The 16,256-nt window shown below is 59.3% G+C and carries 13 protein-coding genes and 1 tRNA gene; 7 read left to right on the plus strand and 7 right to left on the minus strand.

The genetic code is table 11. From position 1 onward, the window contains the following. The first annotated feature begins 18 nt into the window (after positions 1 to 18). The gene (gene ade, locus GRO01_RS02010; protein WP_062508581.1) at positions 19 to 1,716 is read left to right on the plus strand and encodes an adenine deaminase; all 1,698 of its coding nucleotides are present in this window, start codon (positions 19 to 21) and stop codon (positions 1,714 to 1,716) included. 230 nt (positions 1,717 to 1,946) lie between these two features. Here the strand turns inward: ade and GRO01_RS13690 are convergent, their stop codons facing one another. Continuing rightward, complete coding sequence (locus GRO01_RS13690) at positions 1,947 to 3,596, minus strand: collagen-like triple helix repeat-containing protein (protein ID WP_062508583.1); 1,650 nt, start codon at positions 3,594 to 3,596, stop codon at positions 1,947 to 1,949. Then, positions 3,593 to 4,342 (minus strand): C1 family peptidase, encoded by a 750-nt coding sequence (locus GRO01_RS02020; protein WP_062508585.1) that lies wholly within the window; start codon positions 4,340 to 4,342, stop codon positions 3,593 to 3,595. The genes GRO01_RS13690 and GRO01_RS02020 overlap by 4 nt, the downstream gene beginning before the upstream one ends. 159 nt (positions 4,343 to 4,501) lie before the next feature. Here GRO01_RS02020 and GRO01_RS02025 point away from each other — a divergent pair, with 159 nt between their 5' ends. Next, complete coding sequence (locus tag GRO01_RS02025; protein WP_141306741.1) at positions 4,502 to 5,095, plus strand: hypothetical protein; 594 nt, start codon at positions 4,502 to 4,504, stop codon at positions 5,093 to 5,095. Positions 5,096 to 5,439: 344 nt separating this feature from the next. Here GRO01_RS02025 and GRO01_RS02030 read toward each other — a convergent pair whose 3' ends face one another. Then, positions 5,440 to 5,940, minus strand: coding sequence for a hypothetical protein (locus GRO01_RS02030; protein ID WP_062508587.1), 501 nt, complete (start codon positions 5,938 to 5,940; stop codon positions 5,440 to 5,442). Positions 5,941 to 5,989: 49 nt separating this feature from the next. Between GRO01_RS02030 and GRO01_RS13505 the strand changes: the two genes are divergently transcribed. Beyond that, complete coding sequence (locus GRO01_RS13505; RefSeq protein ID WP_264787742.1) at positions 5,990 to 6,241, plus strand: site-specific integrase; 252 nt, start codon at positions 5,990 to 5,992, stop codon at positions 6,239 to 6,241. 113 nt (positions 6,242 to 6,354) lie between these two features. On the opposite strand, the gene GRO01_RS02040 is transcribed toward GRO01_RS13505, so the two are convergent. Together GRO01_RS02040 and GRO01_RS02045 are read right to left on the minus strand one after the other, a co-directional pair. Then, positions 6,355 to 6,431 (minus strand) — tRNA-Arg (locus GRO01_RS02040). An 88-nt stretch (positions 6,432 to 6,519) separates the two neighbouring features. Further along, the gene (locus GRO01_RS02045; protein ID WP_231490198.1) at positions 6,520 to 7,491 is read right to left on the minus strand and encodes an alpha/beta hydrolase; all 972 of its coding nucleotides are present in this window, start codon (positions 7,489 to 7,491) and stop codon (positions 6,520 to 6,522) included. Between the two features lie 116 nt (positions 7,492 to 7,607). On the opposite strand from GRO01_RS02045, the gene polA reads away from it, so the two are divergent. From polA to GRO01_RS02060, 3 genes are read left to right on the plus strand one after another with little or no spacing between them, the layout of a single operon-like run. Further along, positions 7,608 to 10,442, plus strand: a complete 2,835-nt coding sequence (polA, locus tag GRO01_RS02050; RefSeq protein ID WP_174787386.1) for a DNA polymerase I — start codon at positions 7,608 to 7,610, stop codon at positions 10,440 to 10,442. 13 nt (positions 10,443 to 10,455) lie between these two features. Next, positions 10,456 to 11,064 (plus strand): SCO family protein, encoded by a 609-nt coding sequence (locus GRO01_RS02055; protein ID WP_062508589.1) that lies wholly within the window; start codon positions 10,456 to 10,458, stop codon positions 11,062 to 11,064. After that, the gene (locus GRO01_RS02060; protein ID WP_062508591.1) at positions 11,065 to 12,720 is read left to right on the plus strand and encodes an ABC transporter substrate-binding protein; all 1,656 of its coding nucleotides are present in this window, start codon (positions 11,065 to 11,067) and stop codon (positions 12,718 to 12,720) included. Here GRO01_RS02060 and GRO01_RS02065 read toward each other — a convergent pair. Continuing rightward, positions 12,700 to 13,389 carry a hypothetical protein gene (locus tag GRO01_RS02065; RefSeq protein WP_062508593.1) on the minus strand — a complete coding sequence of 230 codons (690 nt, stop codon included), beginning with the start codon at positions 13,387 to 13,389 and terminating at the stop codon, positions 12,700 to 12,702. The two genes, GRO01_RS02060 and GRO01_RS02065, sit on opposite strands and share 21 nt — an antisense overlap. Further along, complete coding sequence (gene purD / locus GRO01_RS02070) at positions 13,386 to 14,615, minus strand: phosphoribosylamine--glycine ligase (RefSeq protein ID WP_062508595.1); 1,230 nt, start codon at positions 14,613 to 14,615, stop codon at positions 13,386 to 13,388. The genes GRO01_RS02065 and purD overlap by 4 nt, the downstream gene beginning before the upstream one ends. A gap of 66 nt (positions 14,616 to 14,681) precedes the next feature. Between purD and xseA the strand changes: the two genes are divergently transcribed. Beyond that, entirely contained in the window at positions 14,682 to 16,235 is a 1,554-nt protein-coding gene (xseA, locus tag GRO01_RS02075; RefSeq protein ID WP_062508597.1) for an exodeoxyribonuclease VII large subunit, read from the plus strand. Positions 16,236 to 16,256: the final 21 nt, after the last annotated feature.

Below are 16,256 nucleotides of genomic sequence, written 5' to 3' on the forward strand. Positions count from 1 at the left end.
GTACGGAGGATTTCAGGCATGCAGAAAACCATCATGCGTCGCGTGGCCCAGGGTCAGGGCCACGAACCCGCCGATCTGGTCATTAAGAACGTCCGGCTGTTCGATCTGGTCACGGGTGATCTCATTCCGACCGATATCGCCATCTGCGGTGACAGGATCGTCGGGACCTATGGTGAATACGAAGGGGTAGAAACGATCGATGGTGCAGGCCGGATCGCCGTTCCGGGCTTCATCGATACCCATCTCCACGTGGAATCCTCGCTCGTCACACCCTTCGAGTTCGATCGCTGCGTCCTGCCGCATGGCGTGACGACAGCCATCTGCGACCCGCATGAAATGGCCAATGTGCTGGGACGTGCGGCATTCGATTATTTTCTGGCCGCTGCCGAGCGGACCATCATGGATCTGCGCGTCAATCTCTCAAGCTGCGTGCCAGCCACCTCCATGGAGACATCGGGCGCGGTTCTGAACGTGGATGATCTGCTGGCCTATCGGGACCATCCGAAAGTGATCGGTCTGGCTGAATTTATGAACATTCCGGGCGTTCTGAACGGCGATCCGGGCTGCGTGGACAAGCTGGCCGCTTTTGCGGACGGGCATATCGACGGTCACGCACCGCTCATGCGCGGCAAGCCTCTGAACGGTTATCTGGCGGCCGGCATTTCAACCGATCATGAAGCCACCGCTGCTGATGAAGCGCTGGAAAAAGTGCGCAAGGGCATGACGGTTCTGATCCGGGAAGGATCGGTCTGCAAGGATCTTGAGGCGCTGGTGCCGTTGCTGAACGTCGCGACCTCGCCGTTCTTCGCGTTCTGCACCGATGACCGCAATCCGCTTGAAATCTCCCATGAGGGCCATCTGGATTTCCTGATCCGCCGGGCGATCGAGCTTGGCGTTGAGCCGCTGGCTGCATACCGTGCCGCATCACTGTCCGCAGCCACGGCTTTTGGCCTGAAGGATCGTGGACAGATCGCGCCGGGCAAGCGCGCGGATATTGTCTTGCTCTATGATCTGGAACGCTGTCAGGTTTCAGACGTCATTTCGGCCGGGCGCCTTGTGAATGACGCGCTATTTTCCAGCCGCGAGATCGTATCGCCCGTCGGGCTTGAAAGCGTGAAGCTGCCTCATCCTGTTACTGCACAGGACATGCGTATCCAAGGAAACGGTGCAAATCGCCCGGTTATGGGACTGATTCCGGGGCAGATCATTACGGATTTCCTGCATCTGGATCTGCCGGAAAAAGATGGGTGTGTGCTTTCTGATTCCGTTCAGGATGTCGTCAAGGTCTGCGTCGTGGCGCGGCATGGACATAATGACAATATCGGACGCGGTTTTGTGCGGGGTTTTGGCCTGACAGATGGGGCGCTGGCCTCGTCCGTAGGCCATGACAGCCATAACATCTGCGTCGTTGGAACCAATGATGGGGACATGGCCTGTGCGGTGAACCATCTGGAGAAAACCGGTGGCGGTTTCGTCGCGGTTCGCGCGGGTAAGATACTGGCGGAACTGTGTCTTCCGGTTGCTGGTCTGATGAGTGATGCACCTTACGAACAGGTACGGGACGATCTCATCGTTCTGCGGAAAACGGCTAGGGACATGGGGGTGGTTCTGGAAGAACCATTCCTGCAACTGGCCTTCCTTCCACTGCCTGTCATTCCCTATCTCAAGATCACGGATTTCGGGATGATTGACGTCCGGACCATGACTGTCGTGTAGACGAAGCCGTGCGCGGGTCAGGGCTCATGATCGGAAGATGCCGGTTGGAGCCCTGACCTTTCGGGCATCCATACCCTGTCTTAATAGGGCGCCGGCTTATCCGGTTTGCCGTCCAGCTTTAGACATCGGATACGCTAACCACGCCAGCTTTTGGCTGATCGTGACGGGCGCGACGGATCCGGCCGAGCGCGCCGAGAAGGCACAAGAAGCCCCCTAACGTGCCAACGCCCTCATGTCAGCGTCTCCCCGCTCAGGCCAGTCCATGCTTTCGCATTCGGGTTCCACATTGCCATGACGCCCTGCGCCCCACCGTTGATAGATTTGTCCGTCACGAGTGCCCGCTGCCACGCGGTTGGGTTCGCCGGAAGAGTTGCGAAAGTGTAGGTGGTGGACACTTGCGGCTCATTGGCGAAAACCGCTACGCTTTCCTGCGACTTGAATGAGACAAGCGGCGTTTCCTGCCATGCGGAATTGTCGCTGTTGCCAGCAATAAGCTGAATGTCTCTCGGCCATCCGTTTCCGCCGGATGTATCGCACTGGATCTTCCAATATGCGCCGTTTGTGTACCCATTTACAAACATGAAGCCACAAGCGCCGCCCTGGCCGTCAGCACCTTGCCATTGCGAAGTGCTGACCCAGGTACCGTCCTGATATCTGGTGGCGTTTATACTTACACCGTAACCATCGTTTCCCAGAAGTGATAAGGCTGGTTTCTGGCTATTCGATGAGCGGATCGTGAAAAAGTTTGTGTTGAAATAATTGCTTTCAAGCCCGATTTGCAGAATTGGTCCGGACGTCGGACTATCATTTATCGTAAACAGCCCCCCACTGTTCTGGTTTGTGGATTCCGAACGACAGATTGCAGGCAATGCAGGGGTGGATCCATCTGCATTTGGTGTCACGTTAATCGACAGCGGGAAGTAATTCTTCCCGGCAGCAGGTGTGTAGCCGAGGGCTGTTTCTATAGTCGCAGCCGTCACATCCGCATCTGACCCTGCCGGGCCCGTAGCACCAGCCGGTCCAGTCTCGCCGACATCGCCCTTGGGACCCTGAGGCCCGGTCAGGCCTGTCTCGCCTTGTGCGCCCGTCTCGCCTTTTGCACCGGTTGCACCTGCTGGGGCCTCAAAGGTCGTCTGTGATGTCGTTCCGTCCGTAAGTGTCGCAGTCAGCGTAACAGTAGAAGGCTGGCCCGCTGTCACTGTGCCTTGCGTCGCTGTAATGGACTTGACGCCAACGCCATTTGTGCTGCCCGACAGGGACGCGACCCATTCTGCAATCGTCTGCGTCTTTGCGGCGGCTGTGACATTCAGGCCCGAACCGTCTCCAGAATAGGATTCCGCTGCGACGCTCTCAAATGATGGCGTGCCGACGGGGGCTTCATCCTCCGTCACCATCACCACCTGTCCGTTGGACGAATACCCGGTCGGCAGCGCCTCAACGCCTGCAATCAGCACCTTGCCGTTTGTCAGGGTATCGACTGGGACGTCTGATGGCAGAGCCGTTGCTGGCGTTAAGGTTGTGATCTGGAGAACCGCCATCACAGAATAGACGCGGCCCTGTGCAGTCTCAACCTCGATCAGGATCTTCTGGGTGGTGTTTGGCTGACCACTGGCGAGGAACGTCACCAACTGCGTGCCCGCTACGGCACTCCACACGATCGTGAGGGCGTAGTCTTCGCTCGCGGCCGTCATGACCGTTGCTGACCTGATTGCGGTCAGCGTGTCGCCCGTTCCGGACAGAAGTGCCGAGAAATCCAGCGTATAATCCAGACATTCAGCGGAAGATTTTGGACAGAAAGTAACTTGAGAGACTGTCCCGTTGCATCCCTGCAGAACGATCGTCCGCAGCGGGGATGGTGTCAGATTGTGAACCGTAGTCATGCTGCCCTCACTTCAGCCAGAAGCGCGTCGAAGTCTTCACCGGTCGGAGCCGTGCCGGGAACGCCCAGCCAGTTCTCCCGCGACAGCAGGCCGTAAGCCTCGTCCGCAATCCGCGTGAAGGTCGCCCAGGGCATGAAGGTGCGCGTGCCCCAAGTGTTGAAGAACACGCCTTCTGGATTGTAGCCCACGAGGGCGATGGCATGGCCACCGGCTGGCGTATGGTCTGAGATGGCATCCCAGTCCCAGGTTTCACCAAGGCCCAGATCCAGAAAGCCCTGTGGCACCTGCACGCCCGCCAGCACGCCGCCGAGATAGGCAATGGCACGGCGAATGCCGACCACGTCAGTAGGAACGATCGAGCCGTATGCGGTCAGGTAGTCACATGTCTGCCCGGGCCGCAGCAGCCCGTCACGCCGCCAGGCATTCAGCTCGTCCAGCAGGATGGTGCCGTTGTCATTGGCCCCGGTCGCAGGGTCGAAGCCCGTGAGCGCCGCATAATTCGCCAGCACGATCTCGGTCGAGAGCATGACCAGACCCTGCGCGGCCTTTGTCCAGGTCGCTACCAGAGCGGCATGCGCTGCGAAAGCGCAGCAGCCGAAGCGGTCATTGCCCCACATCTGATAGGGCACAGTCTGCGACCAGTCGCGTTCGGCCGGCACAGCCGGCAGACGCACGGCCAGCACCCGGCCGAGGCGATAGGTGCGCGGGTCATGTTTGGGCGCGCGCTTGCCGAGTTTGTAGGTCATTGATATCCCAATAAAAAAAGCCACACGGTCAGTGAATGCTGGGGATTTTGCAATCACGGTTGTGTATTAAGTAGTAAAAATTATAGATTTTATGTTAAAAATTAGATATTAACTTGAAGATAAAAATATTTACTCTTATAAATCTTACAGGATGTTGATATGAAATCTGAACCGTCAGAATATTGTTTTTGTGTTATTAATGCACGTAAAAGTCTTAAAAAATTAGAAAATAATTTTTATTCTGCTCTAGTTTTATTTGATTATTTCAGGTCAAAAATGGGGTTAGAAAATTTTAATGACCCAAAATCAAATTATCAACTTTCCGAAGTTGCAGCGCGAGACGCTATCTCGACCGTTTATTATTTCAAAAAAAGTTTAATACAATTGGCGAATAATGTTTCTCTATGTAATGATACGAATGGAATAGTCAAAATTGATCTAATTCATAGAGCACAAGAATTGTACGAAGAATATTTCCCAGAAGCAGAATTTGTGCGTCACGGTATAGCGCATGCAAGTCAAGCTATGGCTACTCCCGGTCGATCTAGAAGCACTTCACTGAATGACAACAATATTAATACAGATAGCCAAGGGCCGCAGGTAATTATAAGATCAAGCTTCCACGGATCTGTAGTAACAGTAACCTACCAAGGAAAAGAGTATAGCGCCGATATCAGTAAGAAGAGTCTAAAAAATTTGCAGGAGATCAGACAAATGACAGTGGATGCTTTTGGGTTCGACGTTAATGTTTGATTGAGATCACACCTCTATTGGAGATATCTAGCAGTTATCTCTAACAAAAATTTAATCTACGATGAAACTGTAAGTAGTATCCAAATTTCATTTGTATCTTGAGAATGTAAGCTATCGAAAAGTACCTGTTTCATCTTTTTATCGGACGATTGTTTCTTTCCGCTCGCCTCGTCAACCCGCAACTCTTCGTTAGGATTTAAGAGTATCGTACCTGCAAAGGTGTAGCAATTGGCGGCAAGGAATTGCCTCGAAAGGCGGCTCTTGTCATCGGACGCAAAACCAGAACATGCTGGCCAGCCGCCAGACCGATGCGGCGACGAGAACGGCGTGCCAGATCCCGCGCATCAGACGCCCTGATAGATGCGGGCGCGGATCAGCTCCGGAGACTGGAGCGGCGCGGCATACGGGGAGGCCGTTACGCCAGCCAGCGCCTCGACCAGCGGGATCATGGCCTGAACCGTGGTCATGTAGGTGCCAGCGGACGGCGAATAGACCTTCACGATCGGGGTGGCGATCGCTAGCAGGGTCTGGAGATCCGTGCCGAGAGACTTGGCCCAGTCCTTGCCGGTCGCAACTGTGATGGAACCGTTCGAGTTAGCTGCGACCTGCGCGGTCACGCTGCGGATCTGGGCAATCAGGTTGTCGAACTTTGCCTTGTCCGAGGCAGACAGATGGCTTTCCAGTTCGGGGATGCCCTCGATCGCCTGAACTGCATAGGCGATGGCCGTGGCGTCATTGTTGAGCGCGGCCGTGTCGAACGTGGCTGTGTTGGTTGTCGTGGTGCACGCCACCGTAGATCCGAGAAGGATGGTACCGAGGCTGAGTGCGAGGAAGCGGTTACGCATGACGTCTCCAGACATGAAAAAACCGCCTCAGGGGCGGTCAGCAAGGGCGATGGCGCGGTTCGGAAAGCTTCCTCATAGGAAAGTAAAGTTGCGCGCACCCAGAAGAATGATGTGTCAAGCTGCCGCTTTGAGTGGTTTTTGCGATTTCGGACGAGGGAAAGCCCGATCCACCCCGCATGGTCTAAGAAAAGCCGCGACCCGAAGGCTCGCAGAAGCCGGCTACACAACCCACCAAATCGCCGCCATCGCAGGCCATCAGAGCCTCAGCGAAGTCGCCCGCTATATCCGCGCTGCTAAGTAAGCAGATGGAATTGGCACCTTTGGCGACGTTAAGGAAGGTCGACTGAAAAACCTGTCCCGGAAGGTGTCAAACCTGCCGAAAAACTGGCGGAAGATAGCGATTTTTGAAATTGGTGGTGGACCTGACGCGATTCGAACGCGTGACCTTTGCCTTCGGAGGGCAACGCTCTATCCAGCTGAGCTACAGGTCCATGCGCCCTCAGATAACTGCTTCGGCGACAGATTGCCAGCCCTCTTTTTTGAAAGTTCGATCAAGCCGTTTTCCGCTCCGTGACGAGCTTACGGAAAAACCTGTGTCTGGGCCGTGGCCTGCCACGCGGCTGCGGCGACGTCGCCCCCCGAGGGTAGGAACTGGTCTGGGTCTGTCAGCCAGGCGACAGCGTCCTGCGCCGCGCCCCTGCGGTCCCGGCTGAGAAGATGATGGGCGCCGGGCAGTTCATCAATCCGGGTCCCTTGTGGAAGTTTCCGGAGCAGGCGGGCCGTAAAAGGCGGCAGGACGAACTGGTCTCTTCCGCCGAAAATAATGAGCAGCGGCAGACGGGCTTTTGGTGCGGAATCGTAGGCGGCCCGCATCAGAAGAGTCAGGCCGTAGAGCGGATGGATCGTCGAACTGTGCAGGGTGAGGGGATCGAAATACAGCCGCCGCAGTGCCTTGAGATTGTCGCTCGCAACCCGGTGGCCGGGCACAGCGGAGCCATCGAGCTTCCAGTGTGGGGCGAGCAGGTCCATGCCGCCCAGAATGGCTTCCCAGGGCTGGCCAATATCCAGGGCGGCGGGGGCAAGCAGGATCGTGCTGCTGATGCCGGGTGTGTCTGATGCCGCAAGGAGCAAGGCGATCGCGCCCCCCATGCTCTCTCCCATGACGTGGATGGGTGTGTCCGGATAGCGGGTACGCAACCAGAGAACCTCTTCACGTGCATCCTGCACCATTCTTGCCCTACCGGCCCAGCTTCCCCGTTCCGTTGTCTGTCCAAAGCCGCGAATATCCGGCGCGGCGAGCGTAAAGCCTGCGGAGGTGAAAGTTGGGGCAGCGAATTCGAAGGCATCCCGGCTGTCTCCATATCCATGCAAGGCAAGGATGATGCCGCGTGGTTCGGGTGTGTCTGCGGGATACAGCCGCAGCGGAATATGAGCCCCGTCCGACATGGTGAGGGTAAGGGTTGGAGGAATAAGCGCTGTTTCCTGAGCTGTCGGGTGCAGGTCCGGCATATGTGGCGCCGTGCAGCCCCCAAGCAGAACCATGAGTCCCATAAGGCAGGTCAGTCCGAAGGAAAGACGTGCGAGGCAGTTTGAAACGGAGGGGAATGGGCCTATCATCGCGAGGATTTTAGAACGTCCGCTCCTTCGGGGCGAGAAGGGAGACATTCGTGCCGCCAGAAAAACCTGATCTGGGAAAGCCTGATTCGGGCAAGCCCCATCTGGTACTGATCGACGGGTCCGGCTTCATCTTCCGCGCATTCCATGCCCTGCCGCCGATGAGCAGCCCCGAGGGCGTTCCGGTCAATGCGGTCTATGGCTTTACGAACATGCTGGCGCGTCTGCTGCGGGACCATGTGGGGACGCATCTGGCGGTGATCTTCGATGCCGGTCGCACGACGTTCCGCAACGAGATCTACCCGCAGTACAAGGCCCATCGCCCCGAGCCGCCGGAAGACCTGCGCCCGCAGTTCGGACTGATCCGCGACGCCACGGCGGCTTTCAACGTGCCGTCGATCGAGCTTGCCGGCTGGGAAGCGGACGATCTTCTTGCCGCTTATGCAAAAGCGGTCGTGGCGGATGGTGGGTGCTGTACCATCATTTCGTCCGACAAGGATCTGATGCAGCTCGTGCGTCCCGGCGTCGAGCTGATGGACCCGATGAAGCAGAAGCCGATCCGCGAGGCCGAGGTCGAGGCCAAGTTCGGTGTCCGTCCCGATCAGGTCGTGGACGTGCAGGCGCTGATGGGGGATTCGACCGACAACGTTCCCGGTGTACCCGGCATTGGTCCCAAGGGTGCCGCGCAGCTTGTGAACGAGTACGGCACGCTGGACCAGATCCTTGAAGCCGCGCCGGGCATGAAGGCGTCCAAACGTCGGGACAATCTGATCGAACATGCCGATGCCGCGCGCATGTCCCGCAGGCTGGTGCTGCTGGACGACAACGCGCCCATGCCGCAGCCGATCAGCGAACTCGGCTGCCGCGAGCCTGTCCGCGAAACCCTGCGGGACTGGCTTGAGGAGATGGGCTTTCATTCCATCATCCAGCGCATGGGGTTGGGTCTGGCCGCAAAGCCGCGCCCGTTCACACGTCAGATCGTCCGGCCCGAGGACAAGGCTGCCGAACGTGAAGAAGCCGCGGCCGTCACGATCCCCGATGCGGCTTATGGTCCTTACGAGACCGTGACGGACATGGACGCGCTGGATCGCTGGATCGCGGAAGCTCGGGCTGCGGGCGTCGTTGCCGTCGATACCGAAACGGACAGCCTCAATGCGCGGCAGGCCAATATGGTCGGGCTGTCGCTGTCGGTTGCGCCGGGGAAGGCCTGTTACGTGCCGTTCCTGCACGAAACCATGCTCGACCTGCTTGAAGAAGATTCGACCGGAAAAGCTTTTGTCCGTCAGTTGGACCGCGCCGCAGCACTGGAGCGTCTGAAGCCGCTGTTGCAGGATGCGTCCGTCCTCAAAGTGTTCCAGAACGCGAAATATGATCTGACCGTCTTTCGTGGCGCGGGCATTCCCGAAATCACGCCCATCGACGATACGATGCTGATTTCCTACGCCCAGTCCGCCGGTGAGCACGGGCAGGGCATGGGCGAGCTGTCGGAGCTACATCTGGGACACACGCCCGTCACCTATGATTCCGTAACGGGAACGGGGCGCAAACGCATTCCGTTTGCACGGGTGGCGATTGATACCGCGACCGCCTATGCCGCCGAGGATGCCGATGTCACGCTCCGTCTGTGGCAGGTGCTGCGTCCGCAGTTGCGGATCCGGAAGGCGCTGGCGCTGTATGAGGAAATCGAACGTCCGCTGATCCAGATCCTGACGGATATGGAAGATGTCGGCATCAAGGTGGATGCCACCGAACTGCGCCGCATGTCCGCCGATTTTGCCGAACGCATGGCGACGATCGAGCAGGAAATCCACGCGCAGGTCGGGCGGAGCTTCAATGTCGGCTCCCCCAAGCAGCTTGGCGAAATCCTGTTTGATGAAATGGGGCTGCCCGGCGGCAAGCGGACGAAAAGCGGAAGCTGGGGCACGGATTCCGGGGTTCTGGAATCACTGGCCGAGCAGGGGCATGACCTGCCGCGCAAGATCCTGGACTGGCGTCAGCTGGCCAAGCTGAAATCCACCTATGCCGATGCGCTGGTCCAGCAGATGGATCAGGACACGCAGCGGGTTCATACGTCCTTCCAGATGGCCATCACCACGACGGGGCGGCTGTCTTCGAACGAGCCGAACCTCCAGAACATCCCCATCCGCACCGAAGAAGGCGCGCGCATCCGCAAGGCCTTCGTGGCGGCACCAGGCTGTGTTCTGCTGTCGGCGGATTACAGCCAGATCGAACTGCGTCTTCTGGCGCATGTTGCGAAGATCGAGCCGCTGCTTGAAGCGTTTCGTCTGGGACAGGACATTCATGCCCGCACGGCGTCCGAAGTGTTCGGCATTCCGCTCGAAGGCATGGACCCGCTGACCCGTCGCCGGGCCAAGGCTATCAATTTCGGCATCATCTACGGTATTTCGGCCTTCGGTCTGGCGCAGCAGCTTCAGATTTCGGCAGGTGAGGCACGCTCCTATATCGACGCCTATTTTGCCCGCTATCCCGGCATCCGCGCCTATATGGAGCGGACCAAGGAAGAAGCGAAGAAATACGGCTACGTCACGACGCCGTTCGGTCGCCGCTGCTATGTGCCGGGCATCACTGAAAAGAACGGTGCCCGTCGTGCCTATGCAGAACGTCAGGCCATCAACGCGCCGCTTCAGGGCGGGGCAGCGGACATCATCAAGCGCGCCATGGTCCATCTGGCGCGGCGTCTGCCAGCGACAGGTCTGAAGGCACGCACGGTATTGCAGGTGCATGACGAACTGCTCTTCGAAGTCGAGGAGCAGGACGCGACGGCGCTGGCGGAGTTCGTTCGCACCGAAATGGAAGGGGCCGCCAAACTCGATGTGGCCCTTGAGGTAGAAACCGGTATTGGCCCAAGCTGGGCTGACGCACATTAAAGACAGGAAGGTCATGCAGACCAATCACGAACGCCGCAAGCGGGTCGGCAATCGCATCATCTGGAGCGTTCTCGCCGTTGCGGCCGTTCTGGGATATGTCGGCTTCCATCTTGCGTCCAATGGTGGTCCGGGCCTTCTGGTCCAGTCCAATGGTAATGAAGTCGGCGGCAGTTTCCGTCTGGACTCGCTGGGCGAGAGCACCGTCACCGAAGGTGATTTCCACAATACCTGGATGCTGGTCTGGTTCTTCGACGCCAACTGCCCCGAGGAAAAGTGCAAGCCCGTGCTGAAGAGCATGGAACAGGCGCTGGTCACGCTGCGTCCGGAAGGTATCCGCGTCTCACCGCTGGCCGTTTCTCTCAATCCGTTCGACGAGGCTGATCCGCTCAAGGAATATGTCCTTCCGGTCGCGCCGCATGTCATGCCGTTTACGGCCACGCCGAACATGATCAAGGCCATGACGGCCGAATATCATGCGCCGCTCCAGAAAGAGGGGGACCATTTTGTTCCCGCGCCACAGATCGTCATCATGGACCCGAACGCCCGCTATGCCGGCACCATTCCGGCTGATGGTAATGCCGATGCGCTGATCGCGCGTCTGCGTGAACTGGCGAAGCGCTGAATGAAGCGGGGGGCTGCGCTTCTTGCGATAGGAATGGCTCTGGGGCTGGGAATTTCTCAGGCCCGAGCCGGGGAGCAGACCCCGCCTGACTGGAACGGGATTACACTCGGCAGTCCCCATCGTGGCGGCACGCTGCACCTGACAGCGGACGGTCCCGGCGGTACGTTGGACCCGCAGATCAATTACGGAACACAGTACATCCAGGTGTTCCTCAACATGTACGATCCGCTGCTGACGTTCCGCATGGTTCCGGGAACGGCGGGGCTGGAAGTGGTGCCGGATCTTGCCGATGCCATGCCGCAGATCAGTCCGGACGGTCTGACATGGCGCATGCATCTGCGCCCGGGTCTGCGTTTTTCAGACGGTTCTCCCGTGCGGATTGAGGATGTTGTGGCGTCTTTCCGCCGCATCTATCGCGCGGGAAGCCCGACGGCAGCTTCCTTCTATGGCGGGATTGAAGGCGCGAAAGAATGTCTGGAAAAGCCTGACCTTTGTACGCTGCCAGGGGTGGAAGGGCATCCGGATACCGGCGAGATCGTCTTTCATCTGACAAAACCGGATGGCGAGTTTCTGTACAAACTCGCATTTCCTCATGCCGTGATCCTGCCGGCAGGCACTCCGCCACATGATCTGGGCGGGACAACCGCTCCGGGGACAGGACCGTACCGGATTACGGAATATGATCCGGGCCACGGCATGGTGTTGGAGCGCAATCCGCACTTCCATGTCTGGAACCCGCAGGCTCAGACCGATGGCTTCGTGGATCGGATCGAATATGATTTCGGCCTTTCGGATGAAGCGCAGGTCACGGCCGTTGAACAGGGACGCTATGACTGGATGCTGGACGCCAAGCCAGCGGACCGTCTTGGTGAACTGGGCACGCAATATACGTCTCAGGTGCATATCAATACGCTTTTAGGTCTGTATTATCTGGCGATGAACATCCATGAAAAGCCGTTCACGGATGTCCGCGTGCGCCGGGCGGTGAGCATGGCCGTCAACCGCCATGCCATGACGATCCTGTTTGGTGGGGACGCGATTTCCGAACCACTGTGCCAGATGGTGCCTCACGGTATTCCCGGTGCCGATCTGGGAATGAGCTGCCCGCAGGATGTGGAAGGGGCACGCCGCCTGATCCATGAAGCCGGTGCGGAGGGCGCCTCCGTCACGCTGGTGGTCCCCAATCGCGCCATGGAGCTCGGAATGGGCACCTATCTGCGCAATGCCCTTCAGTCCATAGGCCTGAACGCGCAGCTACGTCCGATTACGGCTGGTCTTGCGGAGTCCTATGAGCAGAACACTGCCAATCATGTCCAGATCGCACTGGCCTACTGGTTTGCGGATTATCCATCGGCCTCAACCTTCCTCGACGACCTGTTCGGCTGTGATAATTACCACCCGAACTCGGCCGTCTCCCCGAACTTCACGGGCTTCTGCGACCAGCATGTCCAGTCCCTGTTCGGTCAGGCCATGGCACAGACCGATCCCGAAAAAGCAGCCCCGCTCTGGCAGGAGGCTGGACGTGCCATCATGGACCAGATGCCCGGCGCGCCGATGATCCAGATGCGCACCGTCGATTTCGTCTCCAAACGGCTCGGCAATTATTATTCGACGCTGCTGAACCACATGGTGTTTTCACATGTCTGGGTGCAGTGACGTAGGGTTTGCGTGAAAACCTGTTTTGTCCCGAAGAAAAGCGGCCAGCCTGTCGGCATCATGACGGTTGATGCGACTGCCTGTGAGATGTGCCACGCCAATGGCCGGAAAGCCCCAAATCTGGCCTTCCCGAGCAAGCACATCCGGCCGCCGCGAATGCTCTTTTCGTAAAACCGGCAGCCCCTGCGCCAAAGCCTTAAAAGTCCCAAGACCAATGACGAGGATCATGCGTGGGCACAGGACCTTCACAATCTCCTCGCATTTCTCCAGTGAGAAGCGCTCAAGCTCTTTGCGAACCGGGCGTGGGATCTGTCGCCATGCGGTCATTGAAGGCGCACGAAAGAAAACAAGATTCAACCCGGTGCATCGGTCCAGATCTTCGACGCTGAAGATTTTGCGGATTGCGCGCGCCAGCGGCCAGGGTGCTGCTGCAAATTCAAATCGGGATGGCCATGAGATATGCTGACCTTCGGCGAGCCCGTCCAGCGCATCCTGAGCGCGCCCGCCTGGCTGAAAGCCGATGAAAAGAATATCGGGACAGGGGCGCGGGGGACCGTAGAGAATACGGTAGCCCAGCGCAGCCTGTCCCATTTCGGGAGCAAACCTTGCATACAGGGCTTCGGTTTCCCGATAGATCTTCCGGACCAGCAGTGCCGGTCCATCCGTCACAGGCCGACATCGTTGCGGAAGATCTTGTCCTCCCACTGGATTGCGGACGCACCTTCATAGGCCAGCTTGCGGGCCTCTTCAGGCGTCGCGGCTTTTGCGCAGACGGTCAGGACGCGCCCGCCATCCGCGACCAGAACGCTATCAGCCAGCTTCGTCCCCGCATGGAAGACCGAGACGCCCGGAACGGCTTCGGCGCGTTCGATCCCGCTGATCCGGCCACCCTTTTTCGGAGCGTCCGGATAGCCGTTCGCAGCCAGCACCAGCGAGATCGAGTGCTCGTCGGAAAATTCTGCCGCTGCGTGTTCGAGACTGCCCTGCGCCAGTGCGGCGAGGATCGGCAGCAGGTCCGATTTCAGGCGGATCAGCAGGGCCTGTGCTTCCGGATCGCCAAAGCGGACATTGTATTCAATCAGCTTCGGCCCTTCGGTCGTCAGCATCAGCCCGGCGAAAATCACACCCCGGAACGGGGTGCCACGACGGACCATCTCGGCCAGCATGGGGCGGACCATGATGTCGAGGGCCTTTTCCTGCATCTCGCGCCCGAAAGCGGGGGGCGGAGAAATCGCACCCATACCGCCGGTGTTCGGGCCGGTATCACCGTCACCGAGGCGCTTGTGATCGCGCGCGGCACCAATGAGCACGGCCTTGTCATCCGAGCAGAACGCGAAGAGCGAGACTTCCTCGCCCACAAGGCATTCCTCGATCACGAGCGGCATACCGAGCCTGCGGATGGCGTCTTCGGCTTCTTCCACGCTCTGGGCCACGACGACGCCCTTGCCGCCAGCCAGACCGTCCGCCTTGATGACGATCGGCGCGCCACGACGACGTACGAACTCAATGGCCGGGGCTTCCTCGTCAAAACGCTCCCAGCGTGCCGTCGGAATGCCAGCCGCATCCGCCACGTCCTTCGTGAACGCCTTGCTGCCTTCCAGCAGGGCCGCAGCCTTCGTCGGACCCGCGCACGGAATACCGGCTTCGGCGCAGGCATCCGCCAGACCGGCCACCAGCGGCGCTTCCGGACCGGGCACGATCAGGTCGATCTTCTGCTCCTGCGCAAAACGCACCAGTCCCGCGACGTCATCGGCCTTGAGCGGAACGAGCGTTGCGACAGACGCCATGCCGGGATTGCCCGGTGCCGCATAAAGGGCGGTCAGACCCGGTGAGCGCGCAAGACATGTAGCCAGGGCATGTTCACGCCCTCCGGACCCGACCAGCAAAACGCGCATTCCGCTTATCCTTTATTATGCAATCGTGGGCTTCGTTTGAGGGCGTGCGTAGCATAGACTGGCGGCATGATGGAGAGTGATGGCGCATCGATCCGCGGGAATGTTCCGCAATATTCGGTTTCCGAGATTTCCGGGGCGATCAAACGCACGCTGGAGAGCGGATTCGGCCGTGTCCGCGTGCGCGGTGAGATCACGGAACTCAAGCGCTATCCGTCCGGCCATATTTACCTTTCGCTCAAGGATGAAGGCAGCAAGATCGCCGGTGTGATCTGGCGAGGGAGTGTCTCGCGGCTTGGTATGGCTCCGGAGAACGGCAACGAGGTCATCGCGACCGGCCGCGTCTCGGCTTATGGCGAGCGGTCCAGTTATCAGCTCATCATCGACCGCATGGAGTTCGCGGGCGAGGGGGCTTTGCTCGCCAATATCGAGCGCCTGCGCCGCAAGCTGCTTGAAGAGGGCCTGTTCGAGCCCGAGCGCAAAAAAGCCATTCCGTTCCTGCCGTCTTTGGTCGGCGTCATCACATCGCGCTCCGGCGCGGTGCTGCACGACATCATTACGACGATCAGTCGTCGCTTCCCGCGGGATGTGCTGCTCTGGCCGGTTCCGGTCCAAGGCGAAGGGGCGGCAGCCCAGATCGCAGCGGCCATCGAAGGCATGTCAGTCCGCCGTCCGCGCACGCCTGATGTGCTGATCGTCGCGCGTGGCGGTGGCTCGCTTGAAGACCTGATGGCCTTCAATGACGAGCGCGTCCTGCGTGCTGTGGCGAACTGCCCGGTGCCGATCATTTCCGCTGTTGGCCATGAAACTGACACGACGCTGATTGATCTCGTCTCGGATCGTCGTGCGCCCACACCGACCGCCGCTGCCGAAATGGCCGTGCCTCTGCGCTCGGAAATGGTCGCGGACATGGCGCATCGCAATGCGCGTCTGACGGGTGCGCTCACCCGCATCATCCAGACGGCCCGCGCGCGACTGGATCAGGCCGCCGCCCGTCTGCCCGATCTGCCGGGTCTGCTGAATTCCGCCAGGATGCGTCTGGACGATCGCGGCCAGCGTCTCGATCTGGCGCTTCCGTCTTTCGTCATGCGCATCCGCAACCGGCTGGATGCGCCGGGGATGCACCTGCCATCGCCGGAGCTTCTGATCGGGCGCAGTCGGGCACGGTTGCAGGCTCTGCGTCTGCCCGCTCCAGAGCTTCTCGTCAGCCGTGCCCGCGCCCGCCTGACGGCGCCGACGACCCATCTTCCCAGTCTGGAACTGCTGATCGAACGTCGCCGGGCCGCGCTGCGCATGGTGTCGGGCGAACTTGAAACGGCTTGGCAGCGCGCGCTCCAAACCTTCCAGCTCCGGACGGAGCGCCAGCGCCTGTCGCCCGATATTCTCAGAAGCGCCATTCGCCTCCAGCAGGCCCGGCTTCAGGGACTGGGCAGCCATCTTGAGGCCGTCTCGCCCCGTGCTATTCTCAGTCGGGGCTATGTCCTGGTGCAGGATGTGAACGGGCAGCCTGTCACGAGTGCGGAGGCCCGTCCTGTTGCGGATCGCGTCGTTCTGTCTTTCGCCGACGGTGATCGTGGGGCAAGACTGGACAGCCTGTCGCCACAGGGCGATCTTGGACTGTAACTCTTTCATCCACCCGATCTG

Origin of the sequence: Gluconobacter roseus NBRC 3990, assembly GCF_006538885.1 — a bacterium.
Lineage (GTDB): Bacteria > Pseudomonadota > Alphaproteobacteria > Acetobacterales > Acetobacteraceae > Gluconobacter > Gluconobacter roseus.